General features: G+C 58.7%; 16 protein-coding genes and 1 tRNA gene. 6 read left to right on the forward strand and 11 right to left on the reverse strand.

Translation table 11 applies throughout. The features are described 5' to 3' along the window. Positions 1-15 precede the first annotated feature (15 nt). Positions 16-609: a TetR/AcrR family transcriptional regulator gene (locus IEW73_RS13390; protein WP_188676034.1), complete on the reverse strand. Its 594-nt coding sequence runs from the start codon at positions 607-609 to the stop codon at positions 16-18. A gap of 82 nt (positions 610-691) precedes the next feature. On the opposite strand from IEW73_RS13390, the gene IEW73_RS13395 reads away from it, so the two are divergent. Continuing rightward, positions 692-1771: a beta-ketoacyl-ACP synthase III gene (locus IEW73_RS13395; protein WP_188676036.1), complete on the forward strand. Its 1080-nt coding sequence runs from the start codon at positions 692-694 to the stop codon at positions 1769-1771. 82 nt (positions 1772-1853) lie between these two features. Here IEW73_RS13395 and IEW73_RS13400 read toward each other — a convergent pair whose 3' ends face one another. After that, positions 1854-3041, reverse strand: a complete 1188-nt coding sequence (locus IEW73_RS13400) for a L,D-transpeptidase (RefSeq protein ID WP_188676038.1) — start codon at positions 3039-3041, stop codon at positions 1854-1856. Between the two features lie 175 nt (positions 3042-3216). Between IEW73_RS13400 and IEW73_RS13405 the strand changes: the two genes are divergently transcribed. Continuing rightward, positions 3217-3289, forward strand: a tRNA-Lys gene (locus IEW73_RS13405). 77 nt (positions 3290-3366) lie between these two features. Here IEW73_RS13405 and IEW73_RS13410 read toward each other — a convergent pair. The 5 genes from IEW73_RS13410 to IEW73_RS13430 form a co-directional block, all read right to left on the reverse strand. Continuing rightward, positions 3367-4461, reverse strand: coding sequence for an ABC transporter ATP-binding protein (locus IEW73_RS13410; RefSeq protein ID WP_188676040.1), 1095 nt, complete (start codon positions 4459-4461; stop codon positions 3367-3369). 17 nt (positions 4462-4478) lie between these two features. After that, positions 4479-5789 carry an ABC transporter substrate-binding protein gene (locus tag IEW73_RS13415; RefSeq protein ID WP_188676043.1) on the reverse strand — a complete coding sequence of 437 codons (1311 nt, stop codon included), beginning with the start codon at positions 5787-5789 and terminating at the stop codon, positions 4479-4481. A gap of 51 nt (positions 5790-5840) precedes the next feature. After that, the gene (locus IEW73_RS13420; RefSeq protein ID WP_188676046.1) at positions 5841-6692 is read right to left on the reverse strand and encodes a carbohydrate ABC transporter permease; all 852 of its coding nucleotides are present in this window, start codon (positions 6690-6692) and stop codon (positions 5841-5843) included. Continuing rightward, positions 6692-7648 carry a carbohydrate ABC transporter permease gene (locus IEW73_RS13425; protein ID WP_188676049.1) on the reverse strand — a complete coding sequence of 319 codons (957 nt, stop codon included), beginning with the start codon at positions 7646-7648 and terminating at the stop codon, positions 6692-6694. Before IEW73_RS13425 ends, IEW73_RS13420 begins: the two co-directional genes overlap by 1 nt. Before the next feature lie 344 nt (positions 7649-7992). Further along, the gene (locus IEW73_RS13430; RefSeq protein WP_188676053.1) at positions 7993-11478 is read right to left on the reverse strand and encodes an indolepyruvate ferredoxin oxidoreductase family protein; all 3486 of its coding nucleotides are present in this window, start codon (positions 11476-11478) and stop codon (positions 7993-7995) included. Positions 11479-11710: 232 nt separating this feature from the next. On the opposite strand from IEW73_RS13430, the gene IEW73_RS13435 reads away from it, so the two are divergent. The 4 genes from IEW73_RS13435 (at position 11711) to IEW73_RS13450 (ending at position 15468) form a co-directional block, all read left to right on the forward strand. After that, a complete protein-coding gene (locus IEW73_RS13435; protein WP_188676056.1) occupies positions 11711-12190 on the forward strand; it encodes an Lrp/AsnC family transcriptional regulator in 480 nt (159 codons plus the stop codon). A gap of 159 nt (positions 12191-12349) precedes the next feature. Further along, a complete protein-coding gene (locus IEW73_RS13440) occupies positions 12350-12955 on the forward strand; it encodes a TetR/AcrR family transcriptional regulator (RefSeq protein ID WP_229676007.1) in 606 nt (201 codons plus the stop codon). 2 nt (positions 12956-12957) lie between these two features. Continuing rightward, the gene (locus IEW73_RS13445; protein WP_188676059.1) at positions 12958-14622 is read left to right on the forward strand and encodes an FAD-binding dehydrogenase; all 1665 of its coding nucleotides are present in this window, start codon (positions 12958-12960) and stop codon (positions 14620-14622) included. Between the two features lie 3 nt (positions 14623-14625). Beyond that, on the forward strand, positions 14626-15468 hold the full coding sequence (locus tag IEW73_RS13450) for an alpha/beta fold hydrolase (RefSeq protein ID WP_188676062.1): 843 nt from the start codon (positions 14626-14628) through the stop codon (positions 15466-15468). Here IEW73_RS13450 and IEW73_RS13455 read toward each other — a convergent pair. From IEW73_RS13455 to IEW73_RS13470, 4 genes are all read right to left on the reverse strand, one after another. Beyond that, a complete protein-coding gene (locus tag IEW73_RS13455; RefSeq protein ID WP_188676065.1) occupies positions 15461-15889 on the reverse strand; it encodes a type II toxin-antitoxin system Rv0910 family toxin in 429 nt (142 codons plus the stop codon). The two genes, IEW73_RS13450 and IEW73_RS13455, sit on opposite strands and share 8 nt — an antisense overlap. A gap of 26 nt (positions 15890-15915) precedes the next feature. Then, a complete protein-coding gene (locus IEW73_RS13460) occupies positions 15916-17436 on the reverse strand; it encodes a carboxylesterase/lipase family protein (RefSeq protein WP_229676008.1) in 1521 nt (506 codons plus the stop codon). A 198-nt stretch (positions 17437-17634) separates the two neighbouring features. Further along, positions 17635-19260: a monocarboxylic acid transporter gene (locus IEW73_RS13465; protein WP_188676068.1), complete on the reverse strand. Its 1626-nt coding sequence runs from the start codon at positions 19258-19260 to the stop codon at positions 17635-17637. Continuing rightward, a complete protein-coding gene (locus IEW73_RS13470) occupies positions 19260-19637 on the reverse strand; it encodes a DUF485 domain-containing protein (RefSeq protein WP_188676071.1) in 378 nt (125 codons plus the stop codon). The genes IEW73_RS13465 and IEW73_RS13470 overlap by 1 nt, the downstream gene beginning before the upstream one ends. Positions 19638-19877: the final 240 nt, after the last annotated feature.

Below are 19877 nucleotides of genomic sequence, written 5' to 3' on the forward strand. Positions count from 1 at the left end.
GGTTGACAGAGACACTCACGTCGTTTGCGGTACCGATGCGAGGTGACCGCGGAGCAGCACAGCGAGCTGGGCGGTGGCGTCGTCGAATGGCTGACGGGACTTGCAGGCCCGGCTTTGGACGATGGCACCTTCAATCGCCGAAAGTACGAACCCCGCCACAGACGTCGCCGTCGCTGGATCCAACCCAAGCTGGGTAAATCCCTCAGTGAGGCGCGATACCCAGGCAGTGAATGCCCTACCCGCTGCCGCCTGTACTCCCGGGTTCACCTGGTCCAGCGCTGCCGACATCATGAACGAACCTGCCCGGTACTCACTGGATTCGAGCGGATCGCGCCAAAATGCCACCAACTCGTCTAACCAGCCATCGAGGTCAGGCGCGGTCGCCAGCCGATCGGCCATCCGGCTGAGGTGGGAATCCACGACGCGCGACACAATCCGCGCAGCGGTTTCCACCAACTCCCCCTTGCCCGCAGGAAAGTGTTGGTACAGCGAGTTGCGCGATGCGTTGCTGCGTTTAAGCAGCTCATTCAGGCCTGCTGCGCTCACGCCGAGTTCCTGTACCGCTGCAATTGTGCTCGCGATCAACCGGGCACGCGGTCCCGCTGTCATTGACCCCTCCTACACCCTTGCATGTACTGATCGGTTCATGTTAGATGATGTGAACCGATCGGTACACAAGTGGAGGGTGATTATGCCTACTCAGATCTCAACGGCAAGCCGTACTGAGCACGCCGCAATTCTCGGGTTGGGCGTGTACCGGCCACGCCGCTCGGTTCCCAACTCGGAAATCGTCGACGCAATCGAGTCATCGGACGAATGGATCAAAACGCGATCAGGGATTGCCGCACGTGGGTGGGCCGATCCCGATGAAACAATCGTCGCCATGAGCGTTGCGGCAGCAAAGGACGCTATGACTGCCGCCGGTATCACGGCCAGCGACGTGGACACGGTTGTCCTCGCCACATCATCACTGATGGTTCTCGGCCCATCCGCTGGGGCTATCGTCGCCACCAAACTCGGCATGCACAACACCCCCGCGTACGACGTGTCCGCTGGATGCGCTGGGTTCTGCTATGCGCTGGCTAACGCCGCGAGCTTGGTTCGTGACGGGCAGGCGCGCCATGTCCTAGTTATTGGGGTGGAACGCCTCACCGACCTCCTCGAACCTACCGATCGCACCTGCGCGTTCATCTTCGCGGATGGTGCGGGTGCAGCCATCGTCGGCCCGTCCACGACGGAAGGGATTGGCCCGGTCGCTTGGGGATCAGACGGAAGCCAATCCGCGGCAATCCGCCAGGACAAAGACTTTCAGGAGTACTTCGCTGAGGTTGCCAAAGCGGAATCGACCGGCGGAACCACGGTTCGCCCGTATATCCGGATGGATGGCCGGGCGGTGTTCCGGTGGGCGGTCACCTTCCTGGAGACGGCCTGCCGCGACGCTTTAGATGTTGCCGGCGTAACCGTCGCAGACCTCGACGCGTTTGTGCCGCACCAAGCCAACAGCCGCATCATTGATGCGCTCGTCAAAGTCCTCGCACTCCCGGATTCAGTCAGCGTGGCACGCGACATTGTGGAAACCGGAAACACGAGCGCAGCCTCTATCCCGATGGCTATGGAGGAACTCCTGCGCACCGGGGCGGCACGTCCCGGCGACACGGCGCTCCTGGTGGGATTTGGCGCCGGACTTGCATACGCAGGACAAGTTGTCCGCATGCCTCCGATCACCGGGATCGAGCAACCAGTCGCGAACGCTGGCGCCTCAGCGTCGTAGCCAGGGCGCGGCGTGGGTACTCCGAATGAATTTCACGCAGCGATCGCAGCGTTCTGGCTGGCTGTTGGGAGATTCAGTACCTTTAGGCAACCCCGGAGTTGGCGTTGCCCGCCTTCCATGTCTCCCAGGGGATGTTCCAGTCGCCAAGCCCGTCGATGCCCGACAGGGTGCCGCCTACGGTGTTGCGGACTATGACGAGGTCGCCAGGTTTGGTGTTGTTGTAGAACCACTGCGCGTTGGCGGGGCTGACGTTCAAGCATCCTGCGCTGACGTTGCGGTATCCCTGGTCGCCCAGTGACCATGGGGCGGAGTGAACGAAGATGCCGCTGTAGGACATGCGTGTGGCCCATTCGACGCGGGTGCGGTAGCCGTCAGATGAGCTCACAGGTACGCCGTAGGTGGAAGAATCCATGATCATTGACCGTTGTCGGTCGCCGATGATGTAGGTGCCGTTGGGTGTGGGCGTGCGAGCTTTTCCGAACGAGGTTGGCATGGTGTACACAACTTCGCCGTTGACGGCGACAGAGATCGTTTTGGTCAGGTCATCGGCGGTAGCGATGACGGCGTCGCCGATGGTGAAGGTGACATTTCGATTTGCTTCGCCGAAGAGTCCGTCACCGAGGTCGCGGCCGTAGACGTCCACGTCGACTGTGATGGTTGTGCCGGGTGCCCAGTATTCTTCGGGTCGCCATCGAACTTCCCTGTTACTCACCCAGTAGAAGGCACCTTCTACGGTGGGTTCGGTGGTGATGGTGATGAGTTCTTGTGCGCGTTCGCGGTCCGGTATCGGTTCGTCGAATTGCACGGCGACCGGTTGGCCGATGCCTACTACTGCTCCGTCCCAGGGCATGAGGTACGGCATGGTGAGGTTGGACGGCGTGAGTGTGGTGAATTGACTTGTTGTCTGGGTTGTTCCGCCTGGGCCGGTAGCTTCAACTTCGAGGGTGTAGGTGCGCCCATAGCCGAGGACTTCTGCTGTGGCCCACGACGTGCGGTCGGCGGACATTTCAGATTCGACGACCTTGCCCTCTGGGTTAGTCAGGGTGGCGGTGGTGATGGTTCCGTTGTCGACGGTGACGCTGAATGGCTCGATTGGGTCTGTGCCTTGTTTCCCGTCGGGTTCGGACAGACTGATCGCTGGGGCCACTGGCGCTGGAGGCTCATCGCTTACGGGGATCGTGCACGCAGTAGTGAGGAACAATGCTCCTGCTGCGAATGTTGCGGCAACCGCCCAACGCTGCCTGTGCTTTTTCGGCACCGTGATTGCCATGAAAGACCCCCGCCCGCGATAGTTTGACTATGAAAAGTATGCGGTAGTCGACATGATTCATCATGCCGAGGTGAGTTAAGTAACACCCTTTCATAAAGAGGAAGCGCACCTGTACGAAACTGCGGATTTCCGATTGAGCGACGAACCTGTTAATGTTTTCTCGCAGCAAGCGCACGCGCCATTAGCTCAATTGGCAGAGCAGCTGACTCTTAATCAGCGGGTTCGGGGTTCAAGTCCCTGATGGCGCACTTGAGAAGCCCCCGTCCAGTTCATCTGGGCGGGGGCTTTGCTTTTTGCCCGGACTTCACCAGGCCTTTCCTCCAGTTCAGCTTCGCAATCGCATGCCCGTGCTGGGCTCGAAGAACAACACTTCACGTTCGTTCGGGCGGGCTCGGAGCACCTCGCCGAGCCTCACTGGGGTTCGTGCTTCCAACCGCATGACGAGCTGCCCGGATTTGCTTGTCCAGCCGTCACCGTTGGTGGCCACACCGTAGGCGAATCCCTCCGACCCGAGCTCCTCGTGCAACACCACCCGCATTGCCACTGAGTCGTCCTCTGTAGCTAGGTCAAACGCCTCGGGGCGAATACCAACCACTACGGAGTTGCCTTCTAGCTTCTGCTGAACCGTGCGCGGGATGCGGATACGCAATCCGCCAATAATCGCTCGTCCGTCTTCGACCGAGGCAGTAATGAGGTTCATGGCGGGTGAACCAATGAACTCTGCTACGAACGCATTGTCAGGGTCGTCGTATAAGTCGCGTGGGGACGCTACCTGTTGCAGCTTCCCACCGTTTAGTACGGCGACCCGGTCCCCCATTGTCATCGCCTCAACCTGGTCGTGGGTGACGTATACGGTCGTCACGCCAAGCCGTCGTTGCAGCGATGCGATTTGGGACCGTGTGCTGACTCGCAGTTTCGCGTCGAGGTTGGACAGTGGTTCATCCATGCAGAAAACCTTGGGGTGCCGGACGATCGCCCGCCCCATCGCGACCCTCTGCCGCTGCCCACCTGAGAGTCGGGCCGGTTTGCGATCCAACAACGCCTCAAGATCCAGCATGCGTGCGGCCTCGGCGACTTTTGTCTTGCGTTCCGCTTTCGCCACCCCGGCGTTGCGAAGAGCGAATTCCATATTCTCTTCGACCGTCATGTTGGGATAGAGCGCGTAGCTCTGGAATACCATCGCGACGTCACGTTTTGTTGGCGGCAGGTGGGTGACGTTGGTGTCCCCTATGTGTATTGCGCCGCCTTCGACGGATTCGAGTCCGGCGAGCATCCGCAGTGTTGTCGACTTGCCACACCCTGACGGTCCGACGAGTACTAGAAACTCACCGTCGTCGATTGTGAGACTCAATGCGTCCACGGCGGCGATGTCGCTACCTGGGTAGCGGTGTGTGACGTTGTCGAGGCGAATGCCCGCCATAGGTGCTCCTTATATTTTTAGCGCGGAAGTTTCGGGGTGATCTGGCGGTCGATGATCTGCTGCAGTTGGTTTTGCACGTCCGCGAATGTTGGCTCAACCTCTGCGTTTTGTAGTGCAATGCGCTCGAACCCTGTACCGAGGATCCGATCTGCACCTGGTACGAATACGCGGGCGTAGTCCTGCGGTCCGGTGAAGGCGAGCTGGTCCACTGCGGTGCGGGAGTTCGGGTTATCGCGCAGAAATTGTGCGTACTCGGCTGTTTCCACGGCGGATTTCCGCACCGGCATGTAGCCGACGTTTTGCGCGAAGTACGCGGTGTTTTCGGCGTTGGTGATGAACTCGATGAAACGCAATGCGTTTTCTTTGCGCTCGTCTGAAATGCGCGAAGGAATCGCAAGCCCGGCTCCTCCTGTGGGGCAACCAGGTTCAGACGTGCGGGGCAGAAAGGCCGTACCAAAATCAAATGTTGTGGAAGTCGCGGAGATCGTCGAAAGGTCGCCTGTCGAGGCGATGATCGATCCGCTCAGCCCTGCTGCGAAGTCGTTGACGTGGTCGGCCGACACGTTGGCATAGCGCGCGGAGTGGACTTGGTCCCGCAGCCAGTTGGCCGCTTCGATGGTGCGGTCGTCCGTGAGTTTCAGGTCCCATTCATCCGAGTAGGATCCCCCAAACGTCCAGTTCGGGCCTTGGAACATCCATGCAAGGTACTCATTTGCGTTAGCCCAGCTGTGCGCGAACTTGCCGCCACCGATTGCCTGCTGCAACTCGGGCGCCCATTCACCAAATTCGGCCCAACTGTCAGGCCCGCGGTCCGGCAGTCCGACGGTCTGCCACAGGTCTTTGTTGTAGTAGAACAACGGTGTTGAGCGGGCATAGGGTAGCGCGAAGTGATTGCCATCAAACAGATAGTCGGCGAGGAGCGAGTCGACATAGTCGTTTGCGTCGACCCCTGCTGCGGAGAAGTGTGAGTCCAGCGGCTCGATCGTCTCGTTCAGCGCGTAGTTGAACCACCAAACATCAGACAGCACCACCACATCTGGGAGGTCACCGCCGGTGAGTGCCGCGTTGAACTTTTGCGCCACTTCTTCGTAGTTCTTGCCAGAACTGATGAGTTGCACCGTGATGTCTGGGTTGGCTTGTTCAAATCGGCGAATCAACTCCAACTCCACATCGCGCGAGGTGCCGGGGTGGTTGGACCAGAAAGTAATGCGGTTCGCCGAGCCTCCTGCACTTGATCCACCGCCCGTTCCTGCGCATGCGGTTAATGCCGCGGCTGCCGCTGCCGTTCCAGCAAGCCCCAAAAAATGTCGACGATTTAATCCGGTCATGACGTAGTCCTTTTCGTGTCGGTGGTGAACTTCGCTGACGACTAAGCGGTGTCAGCCCTTGACTGCCCCGGAGGTCAATCCTTTGATCATGTGCTTTTGCAGCAACAGGAACACGATGAGGATCGGCAACATCGCAAGGATCGTGCCTGCCATCACCGCACCCCAGTTGGTGAGGCCTTCGTTGTTTTGTAGCAGCGTCAACCCAACTGGTAGCGGTGCGACGCGGTGATCATCAGACATCAGGAACGGCCAGAGGTATTCGTTCCATTCATTCACGATGACGATCGTCGCGAATGCCACCATGGTGGGCCCTGAGATGGGCAGGACTACGCGCCACAACAGTTTGAGGTGACCCGCGCCGTCCATGCGCGCAGCCTCGATGATTTCCGCGGGGATTGACAGGAAGTGGTTGCGCATGAGGAATGTCCCGAAGGCTACCCCTGCGAGCGGAAGGATGATGCCCTGGAATGTGTTGCGCCAACCCCATTCCGCGACCAGTGCGTAGTTGGAGATGACCGTAATTTGATTCGGCACCATCAGGGCTGCGATGACGGTGAGAAACACGAGGTTCTTACCGGGGAACCGCAAGAACACAAGGCCATACGCCGACAAGATTCCGAGCGTGAACTTCACCACGGCAAGAATGCTGGTGATAATGATGGAGTTCCGCAGAAAAGTCGTGAACGGCACGATGTTGGTGACATCTGAATAGTTCTGTGGGTGAAAAACCGTAGGCCACCAGGTCACGGGTTGAACGTAGATGTCGGGGCGTTCTTTGAAGGACGTGACGACGATCCAATACAGCGGCAACCCAATGATGAGAAGCACAATGAGCATCGCTACATAACCCCAGGCTTTGCGGCCATTGAAGCGTGGTTTCTTAGATTCGGTGATCGTCGCCATCACTGTTCACGCCCTCTGTCCATCATCCGTACCTGAACAACTGTGAGAATGAGCAACGCCAGGAACATCAGGGTCGCCACTGTGGCACCGTAACCGGCCCGAAAATTGACGAACGATTCTTGATACACCTGGTAGACCATCGTCGTCGTGCCCGTACCGAGCGGCCCACCGCGGGTCATGACGTTGATGATGTCGAATACCTGCACCGACGACAGCAGGACAGTGATGGACAGGAAGTATGTGCTCGGACGCAGTTGGGGCATGAGGACACGCCGGAAGCGTGTCCAACTGCTCGCCCCGTCGATCTGGGCGGCTTCTGTCAGGTCCTTTCGCACCCCTTGCAGCGCGGCGAGGTAGATCACGAAGGTATAGCCGAGGTTCTTCCAAATGAACGTCACCGTCACCATAAATAGTGCCCAGTTCGGGTTCTGATAGAAGTCGGGAACTGTGACGCTGAGCCCTACGATCTCGAGGACACCTGATGTACGCCGCACCAAGTCTTGGATGAGTCCGAAATTTGGGTCGAAAACGAATTGGAACGCGATTCCGATCGCAGCGCCAGAGATGACAAACGGCGCAAAGATGGCCGACCTCACGAGGTTTCGGCCCTTGAGTTGCTGGTCAAGAAGAAGTGCTAACGCAAGTCCCAACGCCATCGAACCGACGACTGTGAACCCAGTGAATATCACTGTATTGCGGACGATTTGCCACGAATCCGCTCGGCCAAACCATTCGATGTAGTTGTCGAAACCGATGAACGTCGCAATCGGTGAGGCGAGGTTCCAATCGAAAAACGACAGTCGAATGTTGTCGGCAAGGGGCCGGTACGTGAATACCGCTAGAAGGATGAGGTTGGGGCCAGCGAGCGCAAGGAATATTGCGTAGTCACGCCAGGGTCGGCCCCAGAACCCACGCTTCCCCGTCTCGGGCAGCACTCGTTCCGTCGTCGAAGTCACTCAGGGAGCGTGACTGATGCTCGCCAACAGATGATGAACGCAAGTGAACGACGATGTGTCTCGTGGCAGTCGAATTGTTTACTTCCACGCGGTGACCCTGTCGCATTCAGGGGCGTGCGTTGCCGCAAAGCAGGCGCACACAGTGGTGAGAAGAAAAGCGATAATGCCTGACCCAATCGTGATTGTGCGTTCACCAACGTAGCGATGAAACATGGCGACACCCCCGAGGATGAAGCCGGGCACTTCGCCGTTGAAGTGCCCGTGCACTAGTTAAATCGTTGAGCAGTTACCGAGTGTTACTGGTCACATTGGTGAATTTTGCCCAGTTTCTCGGCGCGCGTTACTCACGTCCAGGCGCTTAGCCGTTTCGTGAGTTCAGCACGATATTTATCAATGTTGCGCAGTTTGATGTCTTCGTAGCCGCGAACCATATCTGGCAGTTTTGCAGTCTCCACAGCGCCAGGAATGTTGGATTCGGACAACGTCGCGCTAATGGTGCGCATGGCGTCGATGTACTCACCGATGAGTTGGCGCTCAGTCTGCCGCATCGTGGTGTGACCAAACGGATCAAGCTTGGTGCCCCGCACACGCTTCATGCTCCGCAGGCCCCGGAATGCTGGATCAAACCAACTACCCAAGGTGATCTTCTTCTTCATACCTAGCGCGCGCAGCGCTGGTGGATGAAGTTTGTGGCTTACCTTGGCGTCGGGCCCGAATGCATCCTTGACGTCCTGCGCGACCCGTGGATCAAGGGCGAGTCGTGCCACTTCATATTCGTCCTTGTAGGCCATCAGTTTGTGCAGGCCCCAAGCGACAGCTTCGGTGACTTCGGTTGATCCTGGTTTCGCTTCGTTCTCCGCCCTATAGGTATCGACTAGCGCACTGACGTAGCGGAGTGCGTATTTCTCATCTTGGTACGCGATGAGTTCATCAATCCGCAGGTCGATTGCATCTGACGAAGCGGGTAGCCCGATGAGTTCGCCGAACGCTCTGGCGCGCGCACTGATTGCTGGTGTGGTTTTTTCTGGGACGAGAATTTTCCCGAGGGCCTCAGGGTCGGCCACTGATTGACGACCGCGGCGGAGCGCTTGAATATTCCTCTCGACAGCAACACCGTTAAGGACGATTGCCTGCTCAATCGCTGATTCTGACAGAGGGAGCACTCCGGTTTGAATTGCGGCGCCGACCAGGATCATGTTGGCGTATTGTTCGTCGCCGAAAAGCCGGTGAGCAATGTCAGCTGCATTGAGGTAGTGCACCTTCTTTGTCACTTCGTCGATGGCAGCGTGAATGGCGCCGTCATCGGGATAGCTCACGTCCGTGCTGGTGACCATCGCTCCGGTTGCCACGTGAGCGGTGGAAACAACCGCGATTGTCTTTTGTGGGTTTGCCACCGTGAGATTGCCGGGATCTGTGGCTACAAGGGCATCGCACCCCAGATAGAGGTCACATGCACCCTCCCCTACCTTGGCCGACAACTGTTCGGTGTTGTCGGTCATTTTTATGTCGGCAACGACAGCGCCACCTTTTTGCGCTAGTCCTGTTTGGTCTAACGTGCGGACTGCGTGGCCGTCGATGACTGATGCCATAGCGAGTACTTGGCTCACTGTCACCACTCCGGTTCCGCCGATACCCATGATGCGCATGTCGAACTCGTCCCTGCCGGAAACGTACTGAGGGTCCGGGAGGTCGTCGAGGCTCAGCGGCGCAGGGTCATGGTGATCCTTTTTGCCGCCAGGTTCTACGGTCATGAAGGAGGGGCAGTCGCCTTGCAGGCACGAGTAGTCAAGGTTGCACGATGACTGGTTGATGCGGGTTTTCCGCCCAAACTCCGTGTCGACAGGTTGAACGGACAGGCAGTTGGACTTCTCACCACAGTCACCACAACCTTCGCAGATCCGTTCGTTGATCATGACTTTTGTGGTCGGGGTGGCTAGCTTTCCGCGCTTGCGCTTGCGGCGTTTCTGTGCGGCGCATTCTTGGTCATGGATGAGCACCGTGACGCCGGGGATTTGGGCCAGTTCTTTTTGCACCTGGAGCAGCTCATCCCGGTCGCGGACCTCGACCCCCTTGGGCAACGCTGCGCGACGCAAACGTGAGGGATTCTCGCTCGTGATGATGATCTTGCGGACGCCCTCGTCGTGCAAAATTTGTGCCATTTGCTCGACGGGCATGTCACCGACTGGTTGCTGCCCGCCCGTCATAGCGACGGCACTGTTGGCCAGCAGTTTGTAGGTGATGTTGACCTTCGCTGCGATCGCTGCCCGGATGGCAAGTGACCCGGAATGGAGGAAGGTTCCGTCGCCAAGGTTTTGCACGATGTGGCGTTCCTTGAGGTACGGGGCCATTCCGATCCATTGGACACCTTCTCCACCCATCTGGGTGGTGCCCATGACGTTTCCAACTTGTTTTTCGTCCATGATGAGGACCATGGCGTGGCAGCCGATTCCGCCGCCCACCAGTGTTCCTTCGTTGACTTTGGTGGAGGAATTGTGGGGGCACCCGGAGCAGAAGTACGGGCTACGGACGGCGAGCGGAAGTGACAAGCGGTGGGTGCGGGGGCGGTGCATCCAGCTGCGCACGGTGTCGATTCCTCGCGGTGACAGCGCCTTGGCTAGTCCTTTTGTCACGGAGTCGATGTCGAGTTCACCAGTAACGGGGAACAGCACGGAGCCGTCGGCGGCTCGTCGGCCGACAATGCGCGGCGGATTGCGGCGACCGTAAAGCACATTGCGGACGGCAGTTTCGAGGAAGTCATGCTTTTCTTCAATCACGATGATTTCCTCAAGGCCATCGGCGAAGCGTTCCACGATCCGTGGTTCGAGCGGCCACACCATTCCGAGCTTCAGTAGCCGGATGCCGTATTGCTTCATGGCGGTGTCGTCGAGGCCAAGTGTCCTCAGCGCACTGCGGAGGTCGAGGTATGTCTTACCCGAGGTGACGATGCCGATCGTGTCGTCGGCTCCGCTGCGCGTAATCGTGTTGAGGCCGTTGTTGCGGGCATATTCAAGGGCCCGTGGCAGGCGCGTCTCGTGGAGGGACCGCTCCAACGCGACCAGGGTCTTTCCCAGCACGACGCCGGATGGGGTGTGGTTGCTGGGCTTGGCGTGCCCCATGATGGGGGCCGACATGTGCGGGTGGACGTGCACCGTGCTCGCCCCGTCGGCTACTGCGGTGACGATCTTGAGCGCCGCCCAGGTGCCACTAAACCGGGAAAGGTACTGGGCGTGAATCCCGTATTCGACCACTTCTTGGCTATCCGCCGGGTACAAGGTAGGGATGTTGAGGTCGGCTAGCATCGCTTCTGACGCGGAGGCAATAGTCGACGATTTTGCGCCTGGGTCATCGCCCACAATGGCGACGGCGCCCCCGTTTGGTCCGGTGCCCATCATGTTCGCGTGCCGAAGCGCATCCGCTGCGCGGTCTAGTCCGGGCGCTTTGCCGTACCAGATTCCGGTCACGCCATCGATGTCGCTCATGGTGCCAACGTGCCCTGCGAGTTGGCTACCCATAACCGCGGTGGCACCGTATTCCTCATTTAGCCCCGGCTGCAGCGAAATGGACCAGTTGTCGAGGAGTCGCTTCTGCTTCATGAGTTCGAGGTCGTACCCAGCCAGAGGCGATCCTTCATAGCCTGACACGAAGGTAGCGGTGTTAAGGCCTGTGCGACGGTCTTGCCGCGCACGGTCAAGCAGCATCCGAACTAGCGCTTGGATGCCGGTGAGGTAGACGACGCCGTCTTCGCGCTCATACCGTTCGTCGAGGTAGAAGCCCTGTTTTTGGGTTGCTTTGTGCGTCTGCGACCCGTGGGCAGCTTCAGATGTGGTCATTGTGGCACCTCCTGAGGTTGCCTGCACTGGGTGTGGTGCGGGCACTAAACCAGAAATGGTGTGATCTGGCTCATAAATGTCCATGTGTCTACCATTTATCCGCATTTAGCGAATCGGCCGCAAGTGATGTGCCTAGAATTGCGCCAATGGCCCAATCGGTGTGATGGCGATCACTTCCCAGTAGGCCAGGTGACCACGTGCCGCGCGGCCACACGCGCGAACGGAGGGGAACATGAGCACTTCATTCGACAAACTTGACCTCACCATCTTGCGGCTCATGGTCGAGCAGCCACGAGCGGGGGTTCGCGAGTACGCTCGCCAACTCGGCATTGCACGCGGCACAGCGCAAGCGCGCATCGACAAGCTCCAACGTGCGGGCGTTATCGCGAGCTATGCGCCACGCATCTCCCCCACAGCTCTGGGATTCGGCGGACTCGCCTATATCCACATCCATCTGGCGCAGGGAGAACTCGACACGACAAGTCGGCTGCTGGCGGCCATCCCGGAGATCATTGCGGCGGATTCCATCGCGGGCGAAGGCGACCTCTTGTGCCATGTAGTGGCGAAGGACAATCTCGAGCTTGAGCGCGTAATCCAACGCATTATCGCCACCCCTGGGGTTGTCCGCACTCGCACCGAAATTGTGCTCAGCCGCCGAATTGAAGCGCGCGTCATTCCGCTCATCGAAGCCCTTGCCCACCAACTCGGCTGAACGCATTTATCGCTGTAGTAATTGACGTCGGTCGTGTGCACAAACTCGCGGTTCAGCGACCGAAATTCTGCAAGTTTGTGCACACAACGCGCAGCGGGTCTGAACAATGACTTTCTCAATACGTTTCCGTATTGAATACATTTGTGTATCGTGGATCGAGTGAGAACAACGCGCAGCAGACAGAACACGCGCTCAGACCTAATCAAGGCAGCGTTCGACGTCTTCGCCAACGAAGGATTTGGCCGAGCAACAGTAGAAAAGGTGTGCAGCCACGCCGGATTCACGCGCGGCGCCTTCTACTCAAACTTCACGTCACTCGATGAGCTCTTCCTCGCCATGTGGGAAGAACGAGCCGCCACCATGCTCGCCGACGTTGAGAACCTGCTAGCTGCCAGCATCACCAACGCGACAAGTGTTGAAAACGTCGTTGAACAAGTACTCCACGCAATCCCCGTCGATGACAAGTGGTTCCGAATAACCGCAGAGTTCACCGCATACGCCCTGCGCAACCCCCCACTTCACACGATCATGGCCGCCCGCGAGGACGCCATCATCGCTGCCGTCACCCCACTATTGACCACAGCGCTTCATGCCCTCGGCCGACACGTAGCCGACCCGGTAGCCTTCGGCCACGCACTCGTCGCCGTACACGACGGCACCACTGTCCAGTGCCTTATCGAACCTGACAATCCCGCCGTGCAGCAGCGCCGCACAGCCCTCTTCACCCACGTAGTCCTGGCGTATTCAGAACCGATCCGAGGATAAACATGACCCCCAATTACGACGTCATCATCGTCGGCTCCGGGCTCGCCGGACTCGTCGCCGCCCACGAACTAGTCAAAGCCAAAAAACGAGTCATCATCGTTGATCAAGAAAACCGCGACAATCTCGGCGGACAAGCATTCTGGTCACTAGGTGGACTGTTCCTCGTGGACTCACCAGAGCAGCGGCGACTCGGAATTAAAGACTCCTACGACCTAGCGCTGCAAGACTGGATGGGATCAGCCCAGTTCGATCGCCCCCGCGATGACCACTGGGGCAAACAATGGGCCGAGGCATACGTCGAATTCGCCGCCACCATCAAACGCCCCTACCTGCATGACCTCGGATTGCGCTTCACCCCTGTCGTCGGCTGGGCAGAACGCGGCGGCGGCTCAGCAGACGGGCACGGCAACTCAGTACCGCGGTTCCACCTCACCTGGGGAACAGGACCCGAAGTGGTCCGGATCTTCGAAGAACCAGTCCTACAAGGGGAACGTGACGGCTTTGTCGAGTTCGCGTTCCGGCACCGAGTAGACGACATAATCGTGGAAAACGGCACCGCAGTGGGCGTCCGCGGAACCGTGCTCGAACCGAGTGACGCTGCCCGAGGCGAAGCTTCGACGCGAACGAGTGTGGGCGACTTTGAGGTTCGCGCCCAAGCGGTCGTCATCACCACCGGCGGCATCGGCCACAACCATGACCTCATTCGCCAAAACTGGCCCACCGAACGCCTAGGCCCCTGCCCCGAGACAATGATCTCGGGAGTGCCCGCCTACGTCGACGGAAAAATGCTCGCCATCACCGAAACAGCGGGCGCCAACCTCGTCAACCGTGACCGCATGTGGCACTACACAGAAGGCATCCACAACTGGAACCCGATATGGCCCAACCACGCCATCCGCATCATCCCTGGACCATCATCATTGTGGTTCGACGCCACCGGCAACCGACTTGCAGCGCCGAACTTCCCCGGGTTTGACACAAACTCCACGATGAAAGCAATCCTGGCTTCTGGCCACGACTACTCGTGGTTCGTACTAACTCAAACCATCATCGAAAAAGAATTTGCGCTGTCAGGCTCAGAACAGAACCCCGACATCACCGGCAAAGACATCGCTCTCACGATCAAAAGCCGCGCGGCATCAGGAGCGCCGGGCCCCATTGAGTCGTTCAAGCAGCACGGCGTTGATTTTGTTGTCGCCGACACCCTACGCGAACTCGTAGACGGCATGAATGCCCTTGGTCGCGGCGCCGTGGTTGATCATGCGCACCTGGAGAAACAAATCGTCGCCCGCGACCGGGAAGTCGCTAATAACTACTCCAAAGATGCCCAACTCATGGCTGTCAAAAACGCCCGCGCATACTTCGGTGACAAGGTCACCCGTGCCGTGAAACCCCACCGCATCCTCGACCCCAACCACGGTCCCCTCATCGCGGTACGGCTGAACGTCCTCACCCGCAAGACCCTCGGCGGCATCGAAACAAACCTCGACTCGCAAGCTATGCGCCCCGACGGCAGCCCCTTCCCTGGGCTCTACGCTGCGGGTGAAGTCGCAGGCTTCGGCGGCGGAGGGGTGCACGGTTACAACGCCCTCGAGGGAACCTTCCTCGGCGGGTGCATATTTTCCGGCCGCGCAGCCGGACTCGCCCTCGCGAAAGGCATGGCCTAAAACATGAAAACTCGACCCATCATCGGTGCGTTCATCGACGTTTCTGGCACACCAGTCCACATCCGTGAAGACGGCAAACCTGGTGCGCCACCGTTGGTACTCGTTCATGGTTTCGCCGGTTCAGTCCACTGGTTTGATCGGATAACTGAACTGCTCCGCGACAGCTTCCACCTTATTCGGGTGGACCTGCGCGGGCACGGCTGCACAGGCGGCAGTCACGGTATCGACGCCCCAAGCCAAGGCAAAATGGTCGCGGAAATCATCGAAAAACTCGACCTGTCAGACGTCACCGCTGTCGGACATTCCTTCGGATGCGACGTTGTCCTTGCCGCAGCCGAACATAGCCGTCGAGTGTCCCAACTTGTTCTCATCGGCCAAGCCCCTGACATGTCCTACGCTAAATTCCCGGCCGGAAACGTACTCATGACGGTGCCCGTACTCGGAGGCTTTCTGCACTCACTCCCGCCCCAACGCATCGCCGAAAAGCTGACCGCGTCCATGGCATTTGCACCCGGCTTTGCGGTGCGGTCCGCCTTTGGTAACTCCGGGCAAATGTTCGCTGACCACCGCGCAACGAACCCCGGAATGTACAAGGAAGTTCTGGCGCTGCGCCCGCGTCGGCTACTCCAACGACCACTCGACCAGCAGGTCCACGAATCCGGCATCCCAACAACAGTGATCTTGGGCCGACACGATCAGTTTTACGACGCCAAGACCACCGAAGCCAGGTACCGAAGCGCCGACGCCAACGTGATCATCATCGAGGATGCTGGGCACTCACCCATGGTCGAACGCCCACAAAAGGTGGCTCAGATCCTACGCGAGGTTGCAGGGGGCGCTAGCTAAGCTTGTCGAAGCGTTCCAGCGACTTCTTGATGTCACCTTTTAACGCCCGAGACACACCAAACCCAATCGGGCCGGCCACCAACGGGCCCGAGAAGTCCACATCAAGTTGCACACTGGCACCCTTTCCTGCGGGGCGAATCTCCAGCGACAACGTGATCTTGGTGCCGCCAACACCATCACCAAGAAGCGACACACGGCGCGGCTCATCAAACTCGTTCACGGTCCACGCAATACGGTTCCGCATGCCCTTCACTGACACCACAGACGTCACCGACGTTCCCACACCAATGGTGTCCGGCACTTCTCCGCGCCACCCATCGTGCAGCAACAACCAGTCACCATAGCGGGACAGATCGGACGCGCGATCCCATGCCTCGTCAGGGGTGAAATGTGTGTCTAGAGAAACCGAAGTGCGTGCCATAAGGACGAACCTTTCGCTGGAGGGAACTACCGGTAATTGTGGTACCCACTCCATGCTGTTCGACGTTCGGCACGCGGATCGTCGTCAACTCGTTCATTCGTGTCAAAAATTTTGGTGCTGCGCGTATCAACGTCATACGTCGGCCACCCAACGTCGGGCGAACCTGTGTACGCGAAATTCACCCACCGCCGTTGCATTCGCTGGCTCACCGAAGCAAGTTGATTCTTGCCCCCAACTGACGTCAGCACCTTCGCAGCCCTACTGTCGAGTGTGCCGAAAACAGCTGGTAGGTCCGTGGCATGAGTGGCCCCCATGCGCAGAATCCGCAACATGCGCGGCGCAAAGTCATATCGATACATAAAGGTAGGCGCCACATCACTGTGACCCGCCGCAGCTTCCACCGTGGGGTGCCAAAACAGCACGTCTCCCCCAATGTCCGTTGCAGCTGGCCTGGCCGGATAGCCGGGATACGCAGACACCACCGCGTCCCGCTTGCCTGGGTCGGTTTCCGCGAACATCCGCTCAATCTGCGGTTCTGTTGTGGGGATTACGTCGCCGGTTTTTGCGAACAGCGCGCCCTCGCGGTCGGTCGTTCCGATAATCAGCGGTACCGGGTGGGCGCCGCCGCGTCGAAACACGTCACCTGGGCGTTCCCGAACAACGTCGTCGAGCACCAAACTAAACGTCATCGCACCTGGCGTGCTTTGCAACCTACGCTGCTTCAACTCATCGGCCGCGTGCACAAACTCTTCGGCAGGAATGCGCCCCAACGCTTCCGCCGCGTGGTCCTCACACACATTCAGGATGTCCAAAAACTCCGCCGCAACCGCCCTACTCCGGTCCCGGTCGTACGTTGTGTCCATCGCAGGGCTTTGCATGATTGCTTTGGCGAACAACCCCCGCGTGCGCGGAATCGTCATGAGTGCCGCCACACTGATGGCTCCAGCAGATTCACCGAACAACGTGACATTGTCGGGGTCGCCACCGAATGCCGAGATGTTGTCTCGAACCCACTCCAACGCGGCAACCTGGTCAAGCAACCCCACGTTGGTGTCGAATTGCCGACGAGAGCTGTTGTAGGCCGAAAAATCCAAGAATCCGAGAGCGCCGAGCCTGTAGTTGAACGAAACGTAGACCACGTCGCCATTGGCCGCGAGCACCGAACCGTCATAAACATCAAGGGCCGACGAACCGCTTGTGAACGAACCGCCATAGATGTACACCATCACAGGCAACGGCGCCGCAGACGTGCGTGCCGGGGCGGACACATTGATGGTCAAACAGTCTTCACTGACCCCGACATCATCGGAGTTCGTGAAAGTTTTCTTCACTTCCTGCGGCGGAATGCTGCCGAACTCAGCTGCATCGCGCACGCCACTCCACGGCTCACTCGGCACGGGTGCGCGGAAGCGAAGCTCACCCACAGGCGGTTCAGCGTAAGGAATGCCGCGCCAGGTGACCACATCGCCGTCCCGCCGACCGCGGACCACCCCACCTTTGGTGGTGATGTCCACAGAGCTGCGGGTTCTATCCAACTGATCGGTCACCCCACAACTGTGGTTGAGTTCTGAATGACATGTCCATTCCGGCCCACTAATTGAAACCGGAGCGAGACCTAACGGTGACCCAATTGCGGCATCACCATGCTCTTTGTCACAAATTTATCCCCAAGCTGCACACGTCACAAGGGGCGGATGCAGTGTTGCTGCAACCGCCCCTTGTGCTAGCTCGGGTTCGAGAATGACTTAATGTGCAATCGCCTTCTCTGCCCCAACGCCGGTGAGTGAACGAACCTCCATCTCGGCATTCTTCGCAAGGTTGCCCTTGTCAGACGACAGGACCGAGCCAAGGTAACCGAGGAGGAACGCCAACGGGATCGACACGATGCCAGGGTTCGACAACGGGAACCACGCGAAGTCCATGTTCGGCAACATCGATGTCGGAGCCCCCGACACAGCAGGCGAGAACACGATCAGGATGATCACCGAGGCCAAACCACCGTAGATGCTCCACAACGAACCAGTTGTGTTGAACCGCTTCCAGAACAGCGAGTACAGGATGGTCGGCAAGTTCGCAGACGCTGCGACAGCAAAGGCCAGCGCCACGAGGAAAGCGATGTTCTGCCCATTAGCCAAAATGCCCAACCCGATCGCGAGAGCACCAATCACGACTGCGGTGATCCGCGAAACCTTCACCTGCTTCTTCTCATCCACATCGCCGTTTTTGATGACGTTCGCGTAGATGTCGTGAGCAAACGACGCCGAGGCCGTAATGGTGAGCCCAGCGACCACAGCAAGAATCGTGGCGAACGCGACCGCCGATATCACGCCAAGGAGAAGCGTGCCGCCTAGCTCATAGGCGAGGAGTGGCGCTGCCGAGTTTTGACCACCCGCTGCGGCAAGGATCCTTTCGGGCCCAACAATAGCTGCGGCACCATAACCAAGGATCAGCGTGAACAGGTAGAACGCACCGATCAACGCGATCGCCCACACTACCGAACGTCGAGCTTCCTTCGCCGTTGGGACTGTGTAGAAGCGCATCAAAACATGTGGAAGCCCAGCCGTTCCGAGAACAAGAGCGAGTGCTAGCGACAACATGTTGAGCTTGGATATTTCGTTGATGCCATATTGCGCACCCGGTGCAAGAATGTCCCGGCCACCCTCAACAGCACCGTTTACTGTGTCCTGAGCGCTGCCTAGCAGCCCGGAGATGTTGAACCCGAACTTCCACAGCACCAGCGCAGACATGATCCCGGCGCCCGTAATCAGCATTACGGCCTTGATGATCTGCACCCAGGTGGTGCCCTTCATGCCACCGACGAGGACATACACAATCATCAGTGCGCCAACCAACGCGATGATCAGTGATTGCGTCGCCCGATCATTGACGTCAAGAAGCAAAGCAACAAGACCGCCCGCGCCTGCCATCTGTGCAAGAAGGTAGAACAACGACACCGTCAGAGTTGAGGCCGCAGCCGCGGTGCGCACTGGTTTCTGCTTGAGACGGAAACTCAGCACATCAGCCATCGTGAACTTGCCTGTGTTGCGCAACAACTCTGCCACTAGCAGTAGCGCCACCAACCACGCGACGAGGAAGCCAACAGAGTAGAGGAACCCGTCGTAGCCGAACACTGCGATCGCACCCGCGATGCCCAGGAACGACGCCGCGGAGAGGTAGTCACCGGCAATGGCGACGCCGTTCTGTGTTCCGGAAAAGCCACGGCCACCGGTGTAGAAGTCGGCCGCCGTCTTGTTCGTCCGGCTTGCCCTGATGACAAACACCATGGTCGCCGCAACAAACACTAAGAAGATGGAGATGTTGACGAGCGGATTTCCCACCATCGATGTCTCCGCTTGGGCGAGAATATTCATCACGCAAACCCTTCCATTTCTTCACGAATCTTCGCGGCGCGAGGGTCCAGTTCACGATTCGCGAAAATGATGTACCAACCGGTGATGCCGAATGTGGTGACAAACTGTGCGAGCCCCATCAGGATTCCGACATTGATGTTGCCGAACACCGGCGTGCCCATAAATCCGGTGGCATACACACCAAGCAGCACGTAAATCAAGTACCAGCCCAGGAAGAACCCCGTCATGGGGAACACGAACCGCCGCAGTCGTCGGCGTAGGTCCTGGAACTCTGGGGTCGCTTGCATTCGTACAAACTCGTCGGCCGTGGCGATCCTGGCTATTGGGGGCGTTAAAGGGTCGTCGGCCTCCGGTGCAACGACGGGTGCAGTAGTCATTGCTCTCTCCTCAGCGGTTGGTTGTGCTGTAGCCCTACGTGTGTAGGTCGATAAGCTGACGGTAATGAGAGCTGGGTCACAAAATTGGAGTGTGGGCTGGGCCACACGGCGAGGGGGCAATGTGTGCGACGAGCGGTTGTGCTGGCGCGACGAACGGTGAGCGGTTGCGGCCCAGTTTGCTATTCGGTGAAGCTCCCGGTTTTGACGTTTGCTCCCACTTTTTCGCTGCAAAACCGGGAG

The sequence above is a fragment of the Hoyosella rhizosphaerae genome, from assembly GCF_014643175.1.
Classification (GTDB): Bacteria; Actinomycetota; Actinomycetes; order Mycobacteriales; family Mycobacteriaceae; genus Lolliginicoccus; species Lolliginicoccus rhizosphaerae.

What these genes read in the sequence shown, in the direction of transcription:
- IEW73_RS13390 (WP_188676034.1), bottom strand. Translation starts at nt 609, where the DNA reads ATGACAGCGGGACCGCGTGCCCGGTTGATCGCGAGCACAATTGCAGCG.
- IEW73_RS13395 (WP_188676036.1), top strand. Translation starts at nt 692, where the DNA reads ATGCCTACTCAGATCTCAACGGCAAGCCGTACTGAGCACGCCGCAATT.
- IEW73_RS13400 (WP_188676038.1), bottom strand. Translation starts at nt 3,041, where the DNA reads ATGGCAATCACGGTGCCGAAAAAGCACAGGCAGCGTTGGGCGGTTGCC.
- IEW73_RS13410 (WP_188676040.1), bottom strand. Translation starts at nt 4,461, where the DNA reads ATGGCGGGCATTCGCCTCGACAACGTCACACACCGCTACCCAGGTAGC.
- IEW73_RS13415 (WP_188676043.1), bottom strand. Translation starts at nt 5,789, where the DNA reads ATGACCGGATTAAATCGTCGACATTTTTTGGGGCTTGCTGGAACGGCA.
- IEW73_RS13420 (WP_188676046.1), bottom strand. Translation starts at nt 6,692, where the DNA reads ATGGCGACGATCACCGAATCTAAGAAACCACGCTTCAATGGCCGCAAA.
- IEW73_RS13430 (WP_188676053.1), bottom strand. Translation starts at nt 11,478, where the DNA reads ATGACCACATCTGAAGCTGCCCACGGGTCGCAGACGCACAAAGCAACC.
- IEW73_RS13435 (WP_188676056.1), top strand. Translation starts at nt 11,711, where the DNA reads ATGAGCACTTCATTCGACAAACTTGACCTCACCATCTTGCGGCTCATG.
- IEW73_RS13445 (WP_188676059.1), top strand. Translation starts at nt 12,958, where the DNA reads ATGACCCCCAATTACGACGTCATCATCGTCGGCTCCGGGCTCGCCGGA.
- IEW73_RS13450 (WP_188676062.1), top strand. Translation starts at nt 14,626, where the DNA reads ATGAAAACTCGACCCATCATCGGTGCGTTCATCGACGTTTCTGGCACA.
- IEW73_RS13455 (WP_188676065.1), bottom strand. Translation starts at nt 15,889, where the DNA reads ATGGCACGCACTTCGGTTTCTCTAGACACACATTTCACCCCTGACGAG.
- IEW73_RS13465 (WP_188676068.1), bottom strand. Translation starts at nt 19,260, where the DNA reads ATGAATATTCTCGCCCAAGCGGAGACATCGATGGTGGGAAATCCGCTC.
- IEW73_RS13470 (WP_188676071.1), bottom strand. Translation starts at nt 19,637, where the DNA reads ATGACTACTGCACCCGTCGTTGCACCGGAGGCCGACGACCCTTTAACG.